We start from the raw sequence: 17,332 nt of genomic DNA on the forward strand, positions 1-17,332 counted from the left end.
ATCGTCTCCCAAATCGCACTCGTTCCTGAATCGTCTATTCTGAAGAAAGATTCAACGATATTCAGGAAATCGGATGAAAGCGTTATCCCTTAAAACCAAATTTCTGGTAACAACCATATCAATCATTGTCTTGATGTCACTGGTGCTGACCTGGCAAACCAGCCGCGGAATTTCAACGTTAAGCGCGGATATCTCGGCCGAAGCGGAAGAAAACCTGTCCAATGCGGCCGTCAATCATATTCAGGCTTCAGCACAGGCCTACAGCGAACGTATGGCCGGCTTTATCAATTCAGTTTTTCGTTTACCTTTATCATTGGCAGGTGTGATTGAAGGCAGCCCCGACACCATTTATCCGATGACCCGTGAGCAGGTTAATCAAATGGTGGCTGATGCGTTAAATATAAACACCGACGTTGACTCTGTGTATGTCCATTTTGAACCAAACGGCTATGACAGTGGCGACGCCAGCTATGTGAATTCCGGTTTGATCCACTCAGTAGAAGAGTCTGGTTCATTCGAGATCTACTGGGTCAGGAACCCGGATGGCAGCCTTGAACAAGAAAAGATTGAAAGCGCTCAGGAGAAATACGACGCCACCGTCGATGAATTTGGTATTCGTGAGTCCGAATGGTACCTGTGCTCAAAAGATACACAGCGCCCTTGTATCATCGAACCCTATTTGTACGAAGTCCGCCCGGGTTATACCGAGCCACTGACCAGTATCGTGGCCCCTATCATGATTGACGACACCTTCCGCGGGATCGTTGGTATCGATGTGAATCTGCCGTTATTTCAGACCATGACCGATGAACTCAGCGCGTCGCTGTACAATGGTCAGGCTAAAGTCACCCTGCTATCGTCCATGGGATTTGTTGTCGCCTCAAGCTTCTATAAAGAGAAACTGACTCGTCCTCTGAGTGAGTCAATGCCCCAGCTGGGTGCGCAGCTTCAGCAATTACACAAACAAGGCGGCATATTACTGACCGATGACCGTATCTTTGTCGCCGAAAGCTTTACCGTACAGGCTGCGGATACCCAGTGGTCATTAATCGTTGAATTGCCACGCGCTGTTGCTCTGGCCGGGCTGGCCGATCTGCAACATATGATCAGTGATAAAGAAACCTCGGTGGTCAGCTCTCAACTGTTGGTTGCTACCCTGCTGACCCTGTGTGCTTTTGCCCTGGTCTGGTTGCTGGTACAGAGCATTGTCACGCCGTTACAACGGTTAAATCATCAGGTTGAACAGCTGGCCAGCAGTGATGGCGACCTGACACACACACTGAAGCTGGATACCCACGCCGAGCTGATTCAGCTGAGTAAAGGCTTCAACCACTTTATGCAGAAACTGCGCGATATGATTGAAGCCCTGAAAGGGGTCAGCCGTGAAGTGCATCAGGCTTCTGCCACCAATCAGAACATCAGCCAAACCACCCGGGAAAACACCAGCGGACAACAACACGAAGTGGATAATGTGGTCACCGCCACACAGGAAATGTCAGCCACCGCACTTGAGGTATCCCGCATCGCACAACAAACTTCCGGACAGACTCAGGAAATTCAGCATACAGTGGTGGAATCTCAGCGTAATTTATCCACAGCGGTTGATAGCGTGCTGGAATTATCCAGCAATATGAACACCGCCAGCGAGTCCATTTCTCAGGTCGCCGCCCGCTCAGATGATATTAACCGCATCATGGTGGTGATTCGCTCCATCGCTGAACAAACCAATCTGCTGGCACTGAATGCTGCCATCGAAGCGGCCCGTGCCGGTGAACAAGGCCGTGGGTTTGCGGTTGTGGCGGATGAGGTCCGCACTCTGGCGTCTAAAACTCAGGAATCCACCGAAGAAATTGACGGCATGATTGTGAACCTGCAAGAAGAAGTACACAAAGCCGTCAGCATTATTGAAAGTGGTGCCGAACAAGCAAGCGGCAGTATGGAGACCACCCGCCAGGCTCACCAATCACTGCATCAGGTGGTCGAAGCCATTACTGGCATCACCGATCAGATCAGCCAAGTAGCAACGGCGGCGGAGGAACAGAGTGCCGTCAGCGAAGAAATCTCCCGTCACCTGACCAATATTGGTGATGCTACTCAGGTATTGACGGAGCTGGCACTGGATGCCAATAACAGCAGTAACCACGTCACCGACCAGCTGACGATTCTGGATCAGCAGCTGAATGCACTGAGAACCTGAGACAAGCAACCATAAAAAAAAGGCCCTGATGTTGAACATCAGGGCCTTTTTGTTTGCATCAGGTCTAATCAGACAATGTCGTACTCAAACGCGTACTGATCTAAGGCATGCAGTAACTCAGAAGACGACTGAGCCAGTTTCACTTCCGCCAACAAACCACGCTGAGCATGTTGCGAGACTTCCAGAGACTGAATCTCAGCACCTTTTTCTTGCGCTTCACGACGAATCACGAATTCGATCTCCATCATTTGCAGCGCTGGTTTAAAGATTTTACCCACAGGAGTTACCGGCATTGCATCCAGCACCTGAATGGATTTTGGCCAGGCGGCTTTTTCAGCGATGTTTTCCTGGGCAAACGCCATCAGCTCATCTTCGCTGCACTTAACGTTATCTTCCAGTTCAACATACACCACTGGCAATTCACCGGCGTATGCATCCGGACGACCAATTGCTGCGGCTAAGCGCACTTTTGGATGCTCGTGCATGGCTTCTTCGATAGTTTTTGGATCAATGTTATGACCACCACGAATAATCAGCTCTTTCTTACGGCCCGTCAGCCAGAAATAACCATCGGCATCCTGACGACCTAAGTCACCGGTGTTCAGCCAGGTTTCGCCGTTACGCTCAATCCAGATACCCTTATTGTGGGATTCTTCCATATAACCAGCGAATACGTTTGGCCCTTTAATCGACACCGCACCCACTTCGTTCACTTCAGCATCACGCACGTAGTTGCCATCGTCGTCCAGCACAATACACATCATGTCCTGATATGGCAGACGAATACCAATCGAACCAATGGTTTTCTCAGACAGGCCCGGGTTCAGACTGGAAGCACAGGTGCCTTCTGTCAGACCATAACCTTCAATAATCGGAATACCGGTGCGATCCTGGAACTGACGGAACAATTCTTTAGGCATCGGCGCTGCACCACAGAATGCCGCCTGCAGGCTGGAAATATCGTGGCCTTCGGTCGGGTAGTTCAGCAATCCGGCATACAGAGTTGGTACCCCGGAGAAAGCAGCCACTTTAAAGCGCTCAACAATCTCCCAGAAGCGTGGCACAACACCTTCACCACGGTAGCCTTGCGGCGTACCCAGAATGACCTTAGCACCACGCATCCAGCTGGCTAAGCCGGTCACAATCTGACCGTTAACGTGGAACAGTGGTAAACCACAGAAGACACCTACTCCTTCTGTTAGGTTTGAGGCAACCATACGACCAACGGCCCAGGCGTCATACACTTCAGAGCTGTGCGGGCGACGGGCAATCTTAGGCAAACCTGTGGTACCACCGGTACAGAAGCAGGAAGCGATGTCATCAGCTTTAGGCTCAGCAAAATCGAGGCGCTCGCCATTGTATTTTTTCAGCTCAGCATTAAAGCTTTTCACTTTCAGCGAACTTTTCAGACGTGAAACCGCAGAGCTACCAGCAATAAAGGCGCTCTTCAGTCCACCCAGATACGGTGACAGGTTGATCTGGAAAATGCCTTCCAGCGTATCCACACCTTCACAGGCTTGTAAGCTTTTTTCCCAGATATCACTGCCCGGAGTTGGGCCCAGCGTTACTAACCAGCGCACACCTGCGGTTTTCAGCAGTGACGACAGTTGCTCCACTTCTAACAGTGGGTTCAGGCTTAAGGCAGTACCCGCCGCTTCACCACCCCAGATGGCGTAATGCGTCTCCGGCAGGTTCGGCAGGATCAGGCCCACCATATTATTCTGATCAATACCGTGAGCGCGGAACATGTTGGCGCAACGGGTAATATTGGCAAACAATTCTTTGTAACTGATGCTGACGAAGTCATCCATCATGTCAGTCGACAAGAAGAATTCGATCGCCGCGTTGTTACCATAACGCTCGGCGCTGGCTTTCAGAGCACCATAAGTAGAATCGGGTAACGCTAAAGAGCTATACGGTGCCAGTTCTGTTTCTTGTACGGCAGACAGCGATTCGAGGTTATTATTCATATAGTTACCTGTTAATCGTTAATATTCAGCTGTGCTGAGCTTACTGATTTCAAAGCACTCTCAAAATTGATAGTTTTTTGGTAGGGTACAGCAATATACGAATACCACTGGAATGGAACCATGCTCGAGTCGTACGACATCCACATTATCAGCACGATCACAGACAACGGCAGCCTGAGCAAAGCCGCTGAAGTGCTCTGCATTTCGCAGTCCACACTCAGTAAACGTCTGTCACGTCTGGAGTCCACCCTGGGTGTCTCATTATTTTATCGCCACAACGGCGGTATGAACCCAACCCCGGCAGCAGAATACATGATTGCGCAAGGCGACAACATCCGTGATCGTCTCAGCAGCATTGATCGTCATATTAAGATGCTGGGCACGCTGAATGCCGGCAACCTCAATATCGGCATTGGCCCCATCATAGAGCAGGTGTTATTCCCGGAACTGCTGGTTCGTTACTCCGAAGCCACTAACAATATCCGCGTTAAGCTGATCAGTGGCTCCACCGAGCGTCTGAACAAGTTACTGCTTAACGGCGAAGTCGACGTTGCATTAGGCCCGTTTGTGCCGCAATACATCCCTGACAATCTCACTTACTCCGGCCTGACCCGTGATCAGCTGGTGTTTGTTGCCCGTGCCGAACACCCAATCTTTCAGCAGGCTGAACCTATGCCACTGTCTGAGTTAAAAAACTACCCTTCTATTGGCCCGGATATTCCACCCAATATTCAGGTGAATGTACCGGAAGGCATACTGGATAACATTCCAACCATTACCTGCGGTAACTACACCACCGCAAAATCTCTGACGCTGAGCTCCGATTATATTACCGGCGGCCCTCAGGTGTTATTCCAGCAGGAAATTGATGCAGGAGAGCTGAAAATCATCCCGGGTATGCCCAAGCTGCAATGGCAGTCATACCTGTTACTGAAGCCGGAATCAGAGCATATTCCCAGCGTTGCCAAATTTATCGAGGTCCTTAACAGCCTGCCAAACGTAAACCGGGATCAAACCTCTACGGCTTAACTTCAGTCATATTTCTGTCGCAAGCATCCACTTTTTGTCATTACCGGGCAAAGACATTCGCTCAGACCACGGCACACTGTGCCCCAGAGTCTGAGCATGTCAGGCCCGATAAAATAACAAGAAGGATCACAATATGGTTGAGTTTGAGTATAACTTCGGAGCATTTGGCATCCCGTTGTTCCTGATACTGATGCTGGTTGAATACCTGGCCTTAAAAGCCAAAGGCAAAAGCCTGCACAGCTACAGTGACAGTGTCACCAGCGGCTCGATGGGAGCCTGCTTATTAATCTCAGAAGCCTTATTAAAGGTGTACACCTTTGGGGTGTTTGTCTGGATCTGGGAAAACTTCCGCGTATATGATTTCAGCAGCACCAGCCTGGTGACCTGGGTGGTGTTCTTCTTTGGCGTGGACTTCTTCTATTACTGGTTCCACCGCATTGCTCACGAGCGCAATATTTTATGGGGTGCCCACGAAGGTCATCACCAGGGTGAAGAATATAACTTCACAACGGCCATTCGTCAGAGTGCTTTCCAATATGGGTTCTCCTGGATTTTCTATCTGCCACTGGCATTGATGGGCTGCCCGCCAGAAGTGTTCCTTGGTCAGTTCCTGATTCTGAAAGGTTATCAGTTCTGGATTCATACTCAGGGAATCGAGCGTGTGCCTTTTATCGAAGGTATTTTCTCCACCCCATCCAGCCACCGTGTACACCATGCCAAAAATCCGATTTATATCGACCGTAACTATGGCGGTACCATGGTGATTTGGGATCGCCTGTTTGGCACTTGGCAACCAGAACTGGTCAGTGAAGCGTGCCATTATGGCACCACCAACCCAACTCATACCCTGAGCCCGCTAAAACTGAACCTGCGCCACTGGGCAACCATGTTCAGCGATTCGGTGCATACACAAAAATGGTCGGATAAAATTGGCCTGTGGTTTAAACCCACCGGCTGGCGTCCGGCCGACTGTGTGGGTGCCGATCATCACTTACAAAAAGAAGGCACCGCCGACCGGGAAAAGTACGACCCGTACACTACACTGCCGAAAAAGATTTATGCCGGTATTGCTACGCTATTAACCTTCTCATCCGGCACCATGTTTATCTTCCTGTCACCCCAGCTGGAATTATGGTTAAAAATTAGCGGGGCGCTGATTCTGGTTAGTGGTGTGATTATTACCAGCAGCTTGCTGGAAAATAAATCGAAGCTCATTCCACTGGAGATGATTCGCCTGCCAGCCATGCTGTGGTTTATCGCCACCTTATGGTCATACCCGGTAACCACCACGGTGGTGAATACCATCGCCATGAACAAAACAGCAGAGCAAACACTGGCCTATGCCGGAGACGTCAGCCGCTGGCCTGAATGGCACCCACAATCAGAAAAGGTGATCACTCAACAAACCGGCACTTTAGCGGCGGGGGATCAGTTTGCTGAACAAGTCGACACCCCAATCGGACAGAACGACTTAAGCTGGACAGTTGAACAATATCAACCCGGAAAGATCTGGCAGGCTAAGGCTGAAAATCAGACCAACGGCAGCCATATTGTGTTGACTTATCGGGTGACGGAATTAGCCGAAGGCGGCAGCCAGTTCCAGCGCACACTGGATTACACCCTGCCTAACTTTGCTCTGGTTTCCGCCAATGCGCTGTATTTTGGCGATATTATTAAAGAGAAATCCGCCAGCTCATTGCAGCGCTTACAAGCAGCTATTAATCAGCTTGGCTATCAATCGGATCTGGCCGCTGAATAATTCAGAAGTGCCTTAAATAACAGGCCATACCTCTTTATGGCCTGTTATTTTTTAGTATGCAGCACCCCATCTTTCAGTGCTTTTTTTGGCGTAACACCAAACCAGTTTTTAAAATTACGGTAAAAACCACTTAATTCGCTGTAACCCAATTGCTCGGCAATGTGTTTAATATCAGTCGACTGATTAATCGCCGCCAGCGCATGTTCTTTTAACACTTCATCTTTCAGTTTTCTGAAACTGGTACCTGCTTGCTCCAGTTGTCTCTGTAACGTACGGGGATGAACTGACAAAACCCCGGCACAACCCGAAATATCGGATTGAATCATACCCTGATGTGCCACATAACGACGCACCTGTTGAATAACCGCCGTGCCCTTGTCCTGGTCGACCAGCAATGAATTGGCATATTCCAGACACATGCGATACAACACCGGATCACGACCAATCGTGGCTTGCTGTAATTCCGCCTCAGTCAATTGCAGTTCAAAACTGACCTGCTGACCTGCATTCTCGACTTCAATATCTAATAAGCCGGATAAACCCGACGTTGGGGTACCTTGTGGCACGGTGAGTTTAGCGACGCAGTGTTTGGCAGGCGACAAGGTTTTGATCATCACAATACTGGCAACGGTGACCGATAATATTTGTTGCAGGGAAGCTGGCAGAGCGGCCGGGGTTTCTTCATACACACACAGTACCCGGCCATTTTCCTGTCGTTGATAACGAAAAGCACCGTTTTCACTGATCAGCGACTGATAGCGGGCAATATTATTCAGCGCCGCCATTAAGGTTTCGGAATGCCAGATCAGCGGTGCTAACACGCCCACACTGCGATAATTGGGCGTCAGACCAATGCGTGCACCGAGCAAAGGGTCATTCGATAAGCGTGCAGCCCGATGCCATAAAATCCGGGCGGATAATAAATCCAGGCGATCATTTTCAGAAAAACTGCCCTGCTTAAACCCTGGCAAACCGTGGGTGATCTGAAGAACATCCAGCCCTTGTTCGGCAAATTCGTCAACCAATGCGTTAATCCAGCAACTGGCGATACACAGGTACTTCATCATCCCTTATCCACATAAGTACGGAGCCTGATCATAACAAACCTGTCAGGTAAGCGTGATGATTCAGAAAAGGGGGAATACCAGATTTAATGGATGAGGAGAAAAAAGAGAAGACAATAAAAAAGCGTACCGCCAATATTTAGGGAGGTTGTTGCGGTACGCGTAAAAGCATTGCTAATGCCTCTGAGGGCCAGAGGCATTAACGATCAGTGATTAGCTTGTTGCAGCCACTCACATTGATCTTCTTCACCAGGTTCCGGCAGGATGTTACCACCTTCCATTACCCAGGCAGCTGGCATTTCATAGATAGACAGCTTCAGCAACTGAGGCGAGGTGTTCAGCAGTTTTACAATCTGACGACACATCTCGTTTTTCAGTTCGTTGTTCATATCCTTGGTACGGCCTTTACGAACCGTCGCCAGAATGTGGTAAGCCATGTCGTCTGACATTGGCACACCTTCAGAGTAGACAACGTTTACGAACGTCTCCGGAGCACCCGTGATGCCACAGTGAATATCCATAATCAGCTTAGCCAGCTCTTGTTTAATCGGAGCAGGAATCGGCGTTTTGGTCGATACAGTATATAACGGCATATCAAAGTCTCCTTACTGGTTCAGGTTCATATTCATGGAGAAGTAACCATGAACAAGTTTTGACTTAAACATTTTAAGAAGCATACGTGCCATCTGAAGTTTCTTAATACTTGGATTAATACGCTCCAGCTGCGCAGTTACCATGCCATCCGATACAGACATATCCGGAACGGTCAGGATAATTTCGTTAATGTGGCACTGAGTCACACCCATCCACATTTCGCAGAACTCTGACATAAACGCATGACGCAGTTTATCGTCCGTACCATCATCGACCGGCAGTGTTACGGTGGTACTGGTGGATGCCTGAGCAGCCAGGAATGCCTGACCACGCGGAATCACAACCCAGATCGGCATAATACGATATTTGTTACCAAAGTGTTTTTTGTACAGGGCCTTTGCATTGGCTTCCAGCAGCAGCATTTCCTGCTTGCTCAAACCATTTTCCTGCATCATGCCCATCATTCTTATTGTCTTTGCCATATCGTTGCTCTCCTTATGCGCGAACCTTTTTCACTTTCTGGCCACGACGCCAGAACTGATAGAACACATTGATAACGGACAACAGACCACGGACTTTAGTCGCTGGCTTACGGCCCTGACTGATACGGTGAATCTGGTTGGTGTACCAGCTGATTTCCATAATCGCCATCGCATCCACTTTCTTGATGCCGGTGGTGATTGGCTTAACCGGAGAAACGTTGTTGCTGGTCGTCAGCAGTTTATTGGCGAAGTCAGGCTCAACCACAAACGGACGCGCCATACCAACCACATCAATGGCACCGGATTCCAGCGCTTCTTCCATCGAAGACTGAGAACGGAAACCACCAGTTACCATCAGTGGTACCTTAATTTCTTTACGCAGCTTTTCGGCATAATCCAGGAAGTAAGCTTCACGTGCTTTGGTGCTCGCTTTTTGCTCACCACGACGGTTAACCGGGTTTTCCCAGCTACCACCGGAGATTTCCAGCAGGTCGATGCCCAGGCCATCCAGAACCTTAGCCACTTCAATGGATTCTTCTTCGGTGAAACCACCTTTCTGGAAGTCAGAAGAGTTCAGCTTAACGGAGATGTTGAACTTCTTACCCAGAGACTTACGAATGCCTTTATAAATTTCAGTAATAAAGCGCATGCGGTTTTCCAGGCTACCACCCCACTGATCCTGACGCTGGTTGTGTTTTGGCGACAGGAACTGGCTGATCAGGTAACCGTGTGCAGCGTGCAGCTGAATACCGGTGAAACCGGCTTTGCCCAGCACTTCAGCGGTTTTGATAAAGCGGGCAATGATGTCCAGAATTTCTTCTTCGGTCAGCTCACGTGGCGGAATAAACATATCGCTCGCCAGCGGGATAGCCGATGGCGCAACTGGCGCATCGTTCAGGAACTTAGGAGACTGCTTGCCCGGGTGGTTCAGCTGAGGCCAGATTTCAACGCCCTGAGCGGTTGCCGATTTTGCCCACTGCTCCAGCAGGAACATATCTTTTTCATCTTCGACTGCAACAGCCAGAGGTTCGTTTGCGTGGCGCTTATCGACCATCACATTACCGGTAACCAGAACGGAACAACCGCCCGCAGCCCAGGTAGCATACAGAGTACGGAATGCGCTGGTTACCGAACCATCGGCTTCGGCCAGAGCTTCGTTCATCGACGACTTACAAATTCGGTTTTTCAGCACGGTGCCTGAGCGTAGTTTCAGGTCTTGTGCCAGTGGGGTTTGACTGGTCATAAGAAGTGTCTCATGTTTGATTTATTCTGTTGTTACAGATTAGCTAAATAGCCGCACCAGCAGAATTGAATTTATTGGAGCGGTGCACCACAAATTATGGATAGCCTGTCAATCGTAGCACCTCCACCTTCCATCTGTAGTACAGTCACCCTTCATCGCACTGTTTTATGCCTACTTTTTTGTACCTTCCTTGTCATTCCAAAAGCCAACTACCCCACCCTAATTTCGTCACTTGTCGAAGGACGGGTGTTTAAGTAGGCTGGCTAAAAACAACTAAATTAAGGGTGATCCCTATGAACCAGGCAGTATCCACTCCCCTGCACGATGACACCGATGGTCTGGCCTACCTGTTGGCTAACCAGAAAAAAGCTTTCTTAGCCAACCCAATGCCTGAAGCAAAGCAACGTATCCGCAACCTGGATAAACTGCACAATGCTCTGCTGGATCACAAAGAACAACTGTTAAAAGCCGTTAGTCAGGACTTCAGTAACCGCAGTGAAGCCGAAACTCTGCTGGCTGAATTCTATGCCACCATGGATGGCCTGGCGTACAACCGTAAGCGTCTGAAAAAGTGGATGAAGCCACAACGCCGCCATGTGCCGTTAACGGTTATGCCAGCATCCGTTAAAGTGGTATACCAGCCACTGGGTGTGGTGGGGATTGTTGTACCCTGGAACTTCCCGATCTTCCTGGGCTTATCACCATTAATTGGTGCCCTGGCAGCGGGTAACCGCGCCATGATTAAAACCTCTGAATTTGCACCAGCAACCTCTCAGGTTGTTAAAAGCCTGCTGGCTTCTGCTTTTGATGAGTCCGAAGTGGCCGTGGTTGAAGGCGGTGTAGAAACCAGTATCGCGTTCACCAACCTACCGTTCGATCATCTGGTATTTACCGGCGCTACCGAAGTGGGTAAACAGGTGATGGCCGCAGCAGCGAAGAACCTGACACCAGTGACTCTGGAGCTGGGTGGTAAATCACCGGCGATTATCCATGAAGACTTCCCGATTAAAGAAGCGGCCAGCCGAATTGCGTTTGGTAAAGGCATCAACTGTGGTCAGGTGTGTGTTTCTCCTGACTACATCATGGTTCCTAATGGCAAAGTGGATGAGTTTGCCCGCGAAATTGCCGATGTACTGGCGCAGCGTTACCCAACGATCAAAGATAACCAGGATTACACCGCCATTATTAATGATCGCCAGCACGTTCGCCTGCAAAGCTACCTGGACGATGCCAAAGCTAAAGGCGCAACACTGCACACCATCAACCCGGCTAACGAATCACTGGAAGGCACCCGTAAGATGCCATTCACCGTGGTGACTAATGTGACCGAAGACATGCTGGTTATGCAGGAAGAACTGTTTGGCCCGATCATTCCGGTACTGTCTTACAACAGCATCGACGAAGCCGTGAACTACGTGAACTCCAAGTCCCGCCCATTGGCTCTGTATTACTTCGACTGGAACACTCAGCGCTCTGACGACATTCTGGGTCGCACCCATTCCGGCGGTGTGTGTCTGAACGACACCATGAGCCACGTAATGGCCGACGATATTCCGTTCGGTGGTATTGGTGCTTCTGGTATTGGTCACTACCACGGCCATGAAGGCTTCCTGAACTTCAGTAAAGCCAAAGGTGTGGTACGCAAAGGCAAACTGGATGTGGCTGCTTTTGTTGCGCCACCATGGGATAACACCATGTTTAAGATGCTGGGCAAAATGATGGACTTCCGCTTCCGTCGCCGTAGCATTAAATAAGCGCCTGGCATAGCCAACCAGACAAAAAAAGGGCCTTTGTTGAATTCAACAAAGGCCCTTTTTTTGTCTGCTGGTTTATTGCTCAGCCAGCAAGGTCTTCGCCATATGCGTCAGCCCGGGTTCTTTAGGATCGGAGGTCATGGTCACCGCCCGTAAACGCCCCTGGCGATCAATAAAGAAGGTAGTCGGAGTGCCGCGTACCTGATACATGGCCGCAACCCGTCCACCCTTCACCAGAGTCATAAAGTCGGAACCGCGACGCTTCAGAACTTCCTGCGGCTGAGCATCCTCATCTTCATTAAAGCTGACTCCCAGCACCTCCAGACCCTGATCACCATATTGATCAACCAAGGCATCGAGGCCGGGCTGCAGCCGCTTACAGTACGGACACCAGGTGGCCCAGAAATGCAGCACCACTACCTTGCCACGATAATCACTCAGGGAAACCGCTTCTCCGGCAGCATTATTAAGGGTGAAGTCCGGGGCTAACTGCGGCTCGGCACGACTCAACAGTGCCAGCCCGGCCAACAGGAAAAACAACACGGCACGACCCGCTGACAACATTGGTTTCATTATTGTGCTCCACAAAATAGTTTTCACTGAGACTGAAGCCACCCTCAGAAGTTCCGTTCGATGCATGACTCCACTATCATGGCAAGCAATTATGTCCCATTAGCCATACATTTATTATGGATATGTAAGATGGAAAACTATCAGGAAATTTATCAGCGTGCCGCCCAGCGTAAAGGCGGCGAAGCCGTGGTCGAAAGCCTGTTATCTCAACCCGCCACTCCCGCGCAGCTGAAAAAACTCAGCGGTGATGACTGGCTGGAAGAATTTACCCGGAAAATCTTTCAGAGTGGTTTTTACTGGCAGGTAATCAATAACAAATGGCCGGGATTCCGCGAGGTGTTCTGGGACTTTAATATCGACAAACTGCTGCGCATGCCGCCAGAAATGCTGGAAGAAAAGTCCTCAGACGAACGTATTGTGCGTAACTACACCAAGGTCAAAACAGTACCTGTTAACGCGGCAATGATTTATTACCACCAACAGGATCACGGTGAATCCTTCAGCCAGTTTGTGGCAGACTTTCCCAGCGAGCGCATCATTGAATTGTGGGCTCATCTGAAAAAACACGGTGCACGTTTGGGTGGTAATACCGGCGTTTATGCATTACGGGCACAGGGTAAAGATACCTTTGTTTTATCACGCGATGTCGAAGCCCATCTGCGCGCCAATCAGGTTATTGATGGCGGCTTACAAACCAAAAAATCACTGACCGCCGCCCAACATTATTTTAATGAGCTGCAACAACAAAGTGGTCGTTCGCTACAGGAACTTAGCTATCTGATTGCACTAAGCGTGGGTGATAATTATGTTGGGCTAGCGCAGAGCTAGAGCTAGAACCAGCACTCTGCAGGCTGTTGAAAAATGTTTCTGAGGCAGTCAGAGCAAGGCAAAAATCAGCGAAAACGCGCAGTTTATAAGTAATAAATGAGCATTTTGAGCTGATTTTTAACGAAGTTATGGCAACGTAAGTAGTTTTTCAACAACCTGCTAGAAAAATATAACGAAAGATATAAAACCGATTAGCATGAATAAACAAAAACGTACGGAGATTTTTACCCGTCTACGGGATGAAAATCCAAACCCGGAAACTGAGCTAGAATACAATTCGCCGTTCGAGTTGTTATTAGCGGTTGCGCTATCGGCACAAGCGACCGACGTCAGCGTGAATAAAGCCACACGGAAGTTATTCCCAGTGGCCAATACGCCTCAGGCAATTCTCGACTTAGGAGAAGATGGGTTAAAGGAATATATCAAAACCATCGGCTTATTTAACAGCAAGGCTAAAAACGCCATCAAAATGTGCGACATGCTGGTAACACTTCACAACAGCGAAGTTCCGCAAGATCGTAAAGCACTCGAAGCCTTACCCGGTGTTGGCCGAAAAACCGCCAACGTGGTGTTAAATACCGCATTTCGTATTCCGGTAATGGCGGTTGATACCCATATTTTCCGGGTATCCAATCGTACTAAAATTGCACCGGGTAAAAACGTAGATGAAGTAGAAGATAAACTGATGCGTTTTGTACCAAAAGAATTTTTAATGGATGCGCACCACTGGTTGATTCTTCATGGTCGTTATACTTGTGTGGCGCGCAAGCCGAAGTGTGGGTCGTGTTTGATTGAAGATTTATGTGAATTTAAAGAAAAAACCGAAGACTGAAGCCAGGGCCTGTTAGCACTATTTAGATCATTGCTGCTGGAAGTCAGTTTTTTCATGAGCAAGGCATGAGGAGCGTGGTTTAACGAGTTAAATAAGCAATGAATAACACAGCTCAGGGAAAAACTGACACCAGCCCTTCGGGTTATGGCTGAAAACCCTTCACTCTGTGTTGCTCATCATTCATTTAACACGTTAAACATCACTCTTCGCGCCTTGATTGAATGATTTTCAGTACATAACAGCGCGATCAAAATAATGCTAACAGGCCCTAACTGCATTGTCAGAACTACGTTATAAATTTTTTTGAAAAGAGAAAATTGATGAGAATTTTACATACCATGCTGCGCGTCGGTAATTTAGAACAGTCCATTGCCTTTTATACCGAGGTCATGGGCATGAATTTAATTCGCCAACGTGATAACGAACAATACCGCTACACGTTAGCCTTTGTTGGTTACGGCGATGAAAGTGATGGCGCCGTATTAGAATTGACCTATAACTGGGATACCGCAGAGTACGATCTGGGTAATGCGTATGGCCATATTGCTATCGAAGTTGATAATGCGGCTGCCACCTGCGATGCCATTCGTAATAATGGTGGCAAGGTTACTCGCGAAGCCGGGCCGGTTAAAGGTGGCAGCACAGTGATTGCGTTTGTTGAAGATCCGGATGGTTACAAAATTGAATTAATTGAAAAGAAACCAGGTTAACCCACAGCCTGAGTTAACTCACCTGATTTTAACATCGCATGGGCGACCGCTTTTTTTTCCGTTATTACCGTCAGCAATAAGGCATCATCGGATGCCCGGCGAAGTTGCAGTCTATGCTTCAAGGTTGAATCCGATATCTGCTGACGTGCTACCTGAACATAAACACTGTCACCAATATTCAGGTTGCCGTAATAGCACAATGAACGTTGCCGGGTTACCCATAAACCTTGGTGAAGGTGTTGGTGTTTTTGGTGAAGGTGTTGGTGGTGAAGATCAGCCATCAATAACGACTCGGCACGATCTGCAATTTGCTGAAACGCAGCAAAATATAAAAAATCAGCACCGTTAAAATCCGAATAAGGGCAAGGCTGGTACCGAAACGAATCACCGGCTGCAGGTGAATCATGGCGATGCTGTTTGTGATTTTTTAACAGCTTAAACGCCTGCGCAGATAATGGATGATTCTCTTGCGCGGGTGCTATGGTATGCAATTCGGCTTTTGCCACACTCTGGTTATTACCGCGCTCCTGGCGATAGACAAAGGTTGATACCATCATCACCCGGGCAATCACCCGATCGGCTTTCATCAGCACATGGCTGGACATACTACGGCTGGCGGATAAACGCGTCAGTTCCGTTGCCATATCCAATTCATCATTTTCTTTAATATCATCTAAACGGGCATTATTTACCTCAACACACACAAACGCGGCATACACTTTATGACCTTGGCGATCATAAAATTCTGGCACCAGTTTGCCGCAGGCCTGAGCCAGAGCTAGCCAATGCTGATGTCCACATTCTTTTAATAACCACTGCTCACTGAGCCCCACCGCAGATAAATGAGGCATGCCAATCAGGTAACGCGACAACAAATGATGACTCGTGATCGTCATAAGCACACCTCACTTCAATCCATGGATTAACAACAAAAATCAGGCACACACACTCTGATCGGCATTAGCCAATGCTGATTCAATGGCTTCGCTTAAATACAGCGAGTCTTCAGCAATACCAGAGAAACGGCCCGAGCCCCAGGTATGCAACCAGGGCAAACCAATAAAATAAATACCCGCCGCCTGAGTGATACCACGCTGATGTACCGGCGCGCCTTTGCCATTAAATACCGGTGCATCCAGCCAGGTAAAGTCGGGGCGGAAACCAATACACCAGATAATGGAAGTAATACCTGAGGCGGCTAAATCCAGTTGCTCACGTTCGGTTTCTGGTTGCCATACCGGCTCATACTGATAACCATCTGGTGCCTCAATATTATTCTCGGTGATGTAGTTATCCACACGGGTATTAATATTGTTGTAAACCGAATCGGCAAATTCTAAGTTTTCATTTAAGTCAGCTTTAAAGGTTATATTCTGACCATCAAAATTATCCAGCGTACCGAATAATTCCATACCTTCTAAGGCAAATTTACGCAGATCAATTTCACGCCCGCCATCACGTCCGGTGACATAATGGTTAGTGTTATCGCGTACACCTTCGCGTAATGGATGCTGATCGACCGAGGTGCGGTAGTAACCCATTTCATCCAGCCATTCGACCACATCTTTACCACGATATTGGCGTGCAACCCGAGGGGCATTACCCACCGCCAAAAAGACTTTTTTACCTTCCAGATGTAAGTCTTCTGCAATTTGAGCACCCGACTGACCCGAGCCCACCACCAGCACACCACCTTCTGGTAACTGACCTGCATTTTTATATTGGTTTGAATGAATCTGTACCACTGTTTCCGGTAAGCGCTCGGCCATGCGCGGAATAATCGGCTGATGATAACCACCGCTGGCAACCACCAGCTGATCGCAGCTGAATTCACCTTTACTGGTCGTTACCTGATAACCACCCTGATCATTTTTCTGCACCTGCTGAACTTCTACCCCTTCCATCACCGGAGCGTTTACTTTTTCGGCAAAGCGTTGCAAATAACCAATGGTTTGTTCACGATTCATAAAACCTTTGGGATCATCGCCATCGTAAGGATGATCAGGCAAATCACATTGCCAGTTTGGTGTCACCAGGGTAAAAGAATCCCAACGCTGGGTTTTCCAGCTGTTCATCAACTGATTTTTTTCCAGCACCAGATGGTCAATATTTTTTTTCTGTAAGCGGTAGCTCATCGACAAACCAGCCTGACCACCACCAACTATAACGACGGGGTAATGTTGTTTAATCATTTCAATACTCATTATTTTTTACCTAATGCAGTTCGCTTTTTAATTTAGTTTTTCAAGTTAATATTTTTAAAAGCAGGTTTTAAATCTGGACGTATGAATGTCTGT

Annotated in this window: 15 protein-coding genes; 7 read left to right on the forward strand and 8 right to left on the reverse strand. The window is 48.5% G+C overall.

Going from position 1 to position 17,332, the window contains the following annotated elements:
• Positions 1-73: 73 nt before the first annotated feature.
• Positions 74-2,197 (forward strand): methyl-accepting chemotaxis protein, encoded by a 2,124-nt coding sequence (locus tag ACO05E_RS03785; RefSeq protein ID WP_419811661.1) that lies wholly within the window; start codon positions 74-76, stop codon positions 2,195-2,197.
• 68 nt (positions 2,198-2,265) lie between these two features.
• Here the strand turns inward: ACO05E_RS03785 and ACO05E_RS03790 are convergent, their stop codons facing one another.
• A complete protein-coding gene (locus ACO05E_RS03790) occupies positions 2,266-4,167 on the reverse strand; it encodes an acyl-CoA synthetase (protein ID WP_419811662.1) in 1,902 nt (633 codons plus the stop codon).
• Between the two features lie 120 nt (positions 4,168-4,287).
• Here ACO05E_RS03790 and ACO05E_RS03795 point away from each other — a divergent pair, with 120 nt between their 5' ends.
• A complete protein-coding gene (locus ACO05E_RS03795) occupies positions 4,288-5,196 on the forward strand; it encodes a LysR family transcriptional regulator (protein WP_419811663.1) in 909 nt (302 codons plus the stop codon).
• A 133-nt stretch (positions 5,197-5,329) separates the two neighbouring features.
• Positions 5,330-6,955 (forward strand): sterol desaturase family protein, encoded by a 1,626-nt coding sequence (locus ACO05E_RS03800; protein ID WP_419811664.1) that lies wholly within the window; start codon positions 5,330-5,332, stop codon positions 6,953-6,955.
• A 44-nt stretch (positions 6,956-6,999) separates the two neighbouring features.
• Here ACO05E_RS03800 and ACO05E_RS03805 read toward each other — a convergent pair whose 3' ends face one another.
• From ACO05E_RS03805 to ACO05E_RS03820, 4 genes are all read right to left on the reverse strand, one after another.
• Positions 7,000-8,022, reverse strand: a complete 1,023-nt coding sequence (locus tag ACO05E_RS03805) for a helix-turn-helix domain-containing protein (RefSeq protein WP_419811665.1) — start codon at positions 8,020-8,022, stop codon at positions 7,000-7,002.
• Between the two features lie 203 nt (positions 8,023-8,225).
• Positions 8,226-8,612: a hypothetical protein gene (locus tag ACO05E_RS03810; RefSeq protein ID WP_419811666.1), complete on the reverse strand. Its 387-nt coding sequence runs from the start codon at positions 8,610-8,612 to the stop codon at positions 8,226-8,228.
• A 12-nt stretch (positions 8,613-8,624) separates the two neighbouring features.
• Positions 8,625-9,095: a hypothetical protein gene (locus ACO05E_RS03815; protein WP_419811667.1), complete on the reverse strand. Its 471-nt coding sequence runs from the start codon at positions 9,093-9,095 to the stop codon at positions 8,625-8,627.
• A gap of 13 nt (positions 9,096-9,108) precedes the next feature.
• Positions 9,109-10,338 carry an NADH:flavin oxidoreductase/NADH oxidase family protein gene (locus ACO05E_RS03820; RefSeq protein ID WP_419811668.1) on the reverse strand — a complete coding sequence of 410 codons (1,230 nt, stop codon included), beginning with the start codon at positions 10,336-10,338 and terminating at the stop codon, positions 9,109-9,111.
• A gap of 293 nt (positions 10,339-10,631) precedes the next feature.
• Here ACO05E_RS03820 and ACO05E_RS03825 point away from each other — a divergent pair, with 293 nt between their 5' ends.
• On the forward strand, positions 10,632-12,092 hold the full coding sequence (locus ACO05E_RS03825) for a coniferyl aldehyde dehydrogenase (RefSeq protein ID WP_419811669.1): 1,461 nt from the start codon (positions 10,632-10,634) through the stop codon (positions 12,090-12,092).
• Positions 12,093-12,167: 75 nt separating this feature from the next.
• Here ACO05E_RS03825 and ACO05E_RS03830 read toward each other — a convergent pair whose 3' ends face one another.
• On the reverse strand, positions 12,168-12,665 hold the full coding sequence (locus ACO05E_RS03830) for a peroxiredoxin family protein (protein WP_419811670.1): 498 nt from the start codon (positions 12,663-12,665) through the stop codon (positions 12,168-12,170).
• 129 nt (positions 12,666-12,794) lie between these two features.
• Between ACO05E_RS03830 and ACO05E_RS03835 the strand changes: the two genes are divergently transcribed.
• From ACO05E_RS03835 to gloA, 3 genes are all read left to right on the forward strand, one after another.
• A complete protein-coding gene (locus tag ACO05E_RS03835; RefSeq protein ID WP_419811671.1) occupies positions 12,795-13,493 on the forward strand; it encodes a DNA-3-methyladenine glycosylase I in 699 nt (232 codons plus the stop codon).
• 196 nt (positions 13,494-13,689) lie between these two features.
• Positions 13,690-14,325: an endonuclease III gene (gene nth / locus ACO05E_RS03840; protein WP_419811672.1), complete on the forward strand. Its 636-nt coding sequence runs from the start codon at positions 13,690-13,692 to the stop codon at positions 14,323-14,325.
• 320 nt (positions 14,326-14,645) lie between these two features.
• Positions 14,646-15,035: a lactoylglutathione lyase gene (gloA, locus tag ACO05E_RS03845; RefSeq protein ID WP_419811673.1), complete on the forward strand. Its 390-nt coding sequence runs from the start codon at positions 14,646-14,648 to the stop codon at positions 15,033-15,035.
• On the opposite strand, the gene ACO05E_RS03850 is transcribed toward gloA, so the two are convergent.
• Together ACO05E_RS03850 and ACO05E_RS03855 are read right to left on the reverse strand one after the other, a co-directional pair.
• Positions 15,032-15,931, reverse strand: coding sequence for a Pnap_2097 family protein (locus ACO05E_RS03850; RefSeq protein ID WP_419811674.1), 900 nt, complete (start codon positions 15,929-15,931; stop codon positions 15,032-15,034). The two genes, gloA and ACO05E_RS03850, sit on opposite strands and share 4 nt — an antisense overlap.
• A 39-nt stretch (positions 15,932-15,970) precedes the next feature.
• Positions 15,971-17,239, reverse strand: coding sequence for an MSMEG_0569 family flavin-dependent oxidoreductase (locus tag ACO05E_RS03855; protein WP_419811675.1), 1,269 nt, complete (start codon positions 17,237-17,239; stop codon positions 15,971-15,973).
• Between the last annotated feature and the right edge of the window lie 93 nt (positions 17,240-17,332).

Source organism: Bacterioplanoides sp. (assembly GCF_965226395.1).
In the GTDB taxonomy this organism is placed as follows: domain Bacteria; phylum Pseudomonadota; class Gammaproteobacteria; order Pseudomonadales; family Oceanobacteraceae; genus Bacterioplanoides.

Excerpts from the sequence above, each read along its gene's own strand:
- ACO05E_RS03785 (WP_419811661.1), top strand. The coding sequence starts at position 74 with ATGAAAGCGTTATCCCTTAAAACCAAATTTCTGGTAACAACCATATCA.
- ACO05E_RS03790 (WP_419811662.1), bottom strand. The coding sequence starts at position 4,167 with ATGAATAATAACCTCGAATCGCTGTCTGCCGTACAAGAAACAGAACTG.
- ACO05E_RS03795 (WP_419811663.1), top strand. The coding sequence starts at position 4,288 with ATGCTCGAGTCGTACGACATCCACATTATCAGCACGATCACAGACAAC.
- ACO05E_RS03800 (WP_419811664.1), top strand. The coding sequence starts at position 5,330 with ATGGTTGAGTTTGAGTATAACTTCGGAGCATTTGGCATCCCGTTGTTC.
- ACO05E_RS03805 (WP_419811665.1), bottom strand. The coding sequence starts at position 8,022 with ATGATGAAGTACCTGTGTATCGCCAGTTGCTGGATTAACGCATTGGTT.
- ACO05E_RS03810 (WP_419811666.1), bottom strand. The coding sequence starts at position 8,612 with ATGCCGTTATATACTGTATCGACCAAAACGCCGATTCCTGCTCCGATT.
- ACO05E_RS03815 (WP_419811667.1), bottom strand. The coding sequence starts at position 9,095 with ATGGCAAAGACAATAAGAATGATGGGCATGATGCAGGAAAATGGTTTG.
- ACO05E_RS03820 (WP_419811668.1), bottom strand. The coding sequence starts at position 10,338 with ATGACCAGTCAAACCCCACTGGCACAAGACCTGAAACTACGCTCAGGC.
- ACO05E_RS03825 (WP_419811669.1), top strand. The coding sequence starts at position 10,632 with ATGAACCAGGCAGTATCCACTCCCCTGCACGATGACACCGATGGTCTG.
- ACO05E_RS03830 (WP_419811670.1), bottom strand. The coding sequence starts at position 12,665 with ATGAAACCAATGTTGTCAGCGGGTCGTGCCGTGTTGTTTTTCCTGTTG.
- ACO05E_RS03835 (WP_419811671.1), top strand. The coding sequence starts at position 12,795 with ATGGAAAACTATCAGGAAATTTATCAGCGTGCCGCCCAGCGTAAAGGC.
- nth (WP_419811672.1), top strand. The coding sequence starts at position 13,690 with ATGAATAAACAAAAACGTACGGAGATTTTTACCCGTCTACGGGATGAA.
- gloA (WP_419811673.1), top strand. The coding sequence starts at position 14,646 with ATGAGAATTTTACATACCATGCTGCGCGTCGGTAATTTAGAACAGTCC.
- ACO05E_RS03850 (WP_419811674.1), bottom strand. The coding sequence starts at position 15,931 with ATGACGATCACGAGTCATCATTTGTTGTCGCGTTACCTGATTGGCATG.
- ACO05E_RS03855 (WP_419811675.1), bottom strand. The coding sequence starts at position 17,239 with ATGAGTATTGAAATGATTAAACAACATTACCCCGTCGTTATAGTTGGT.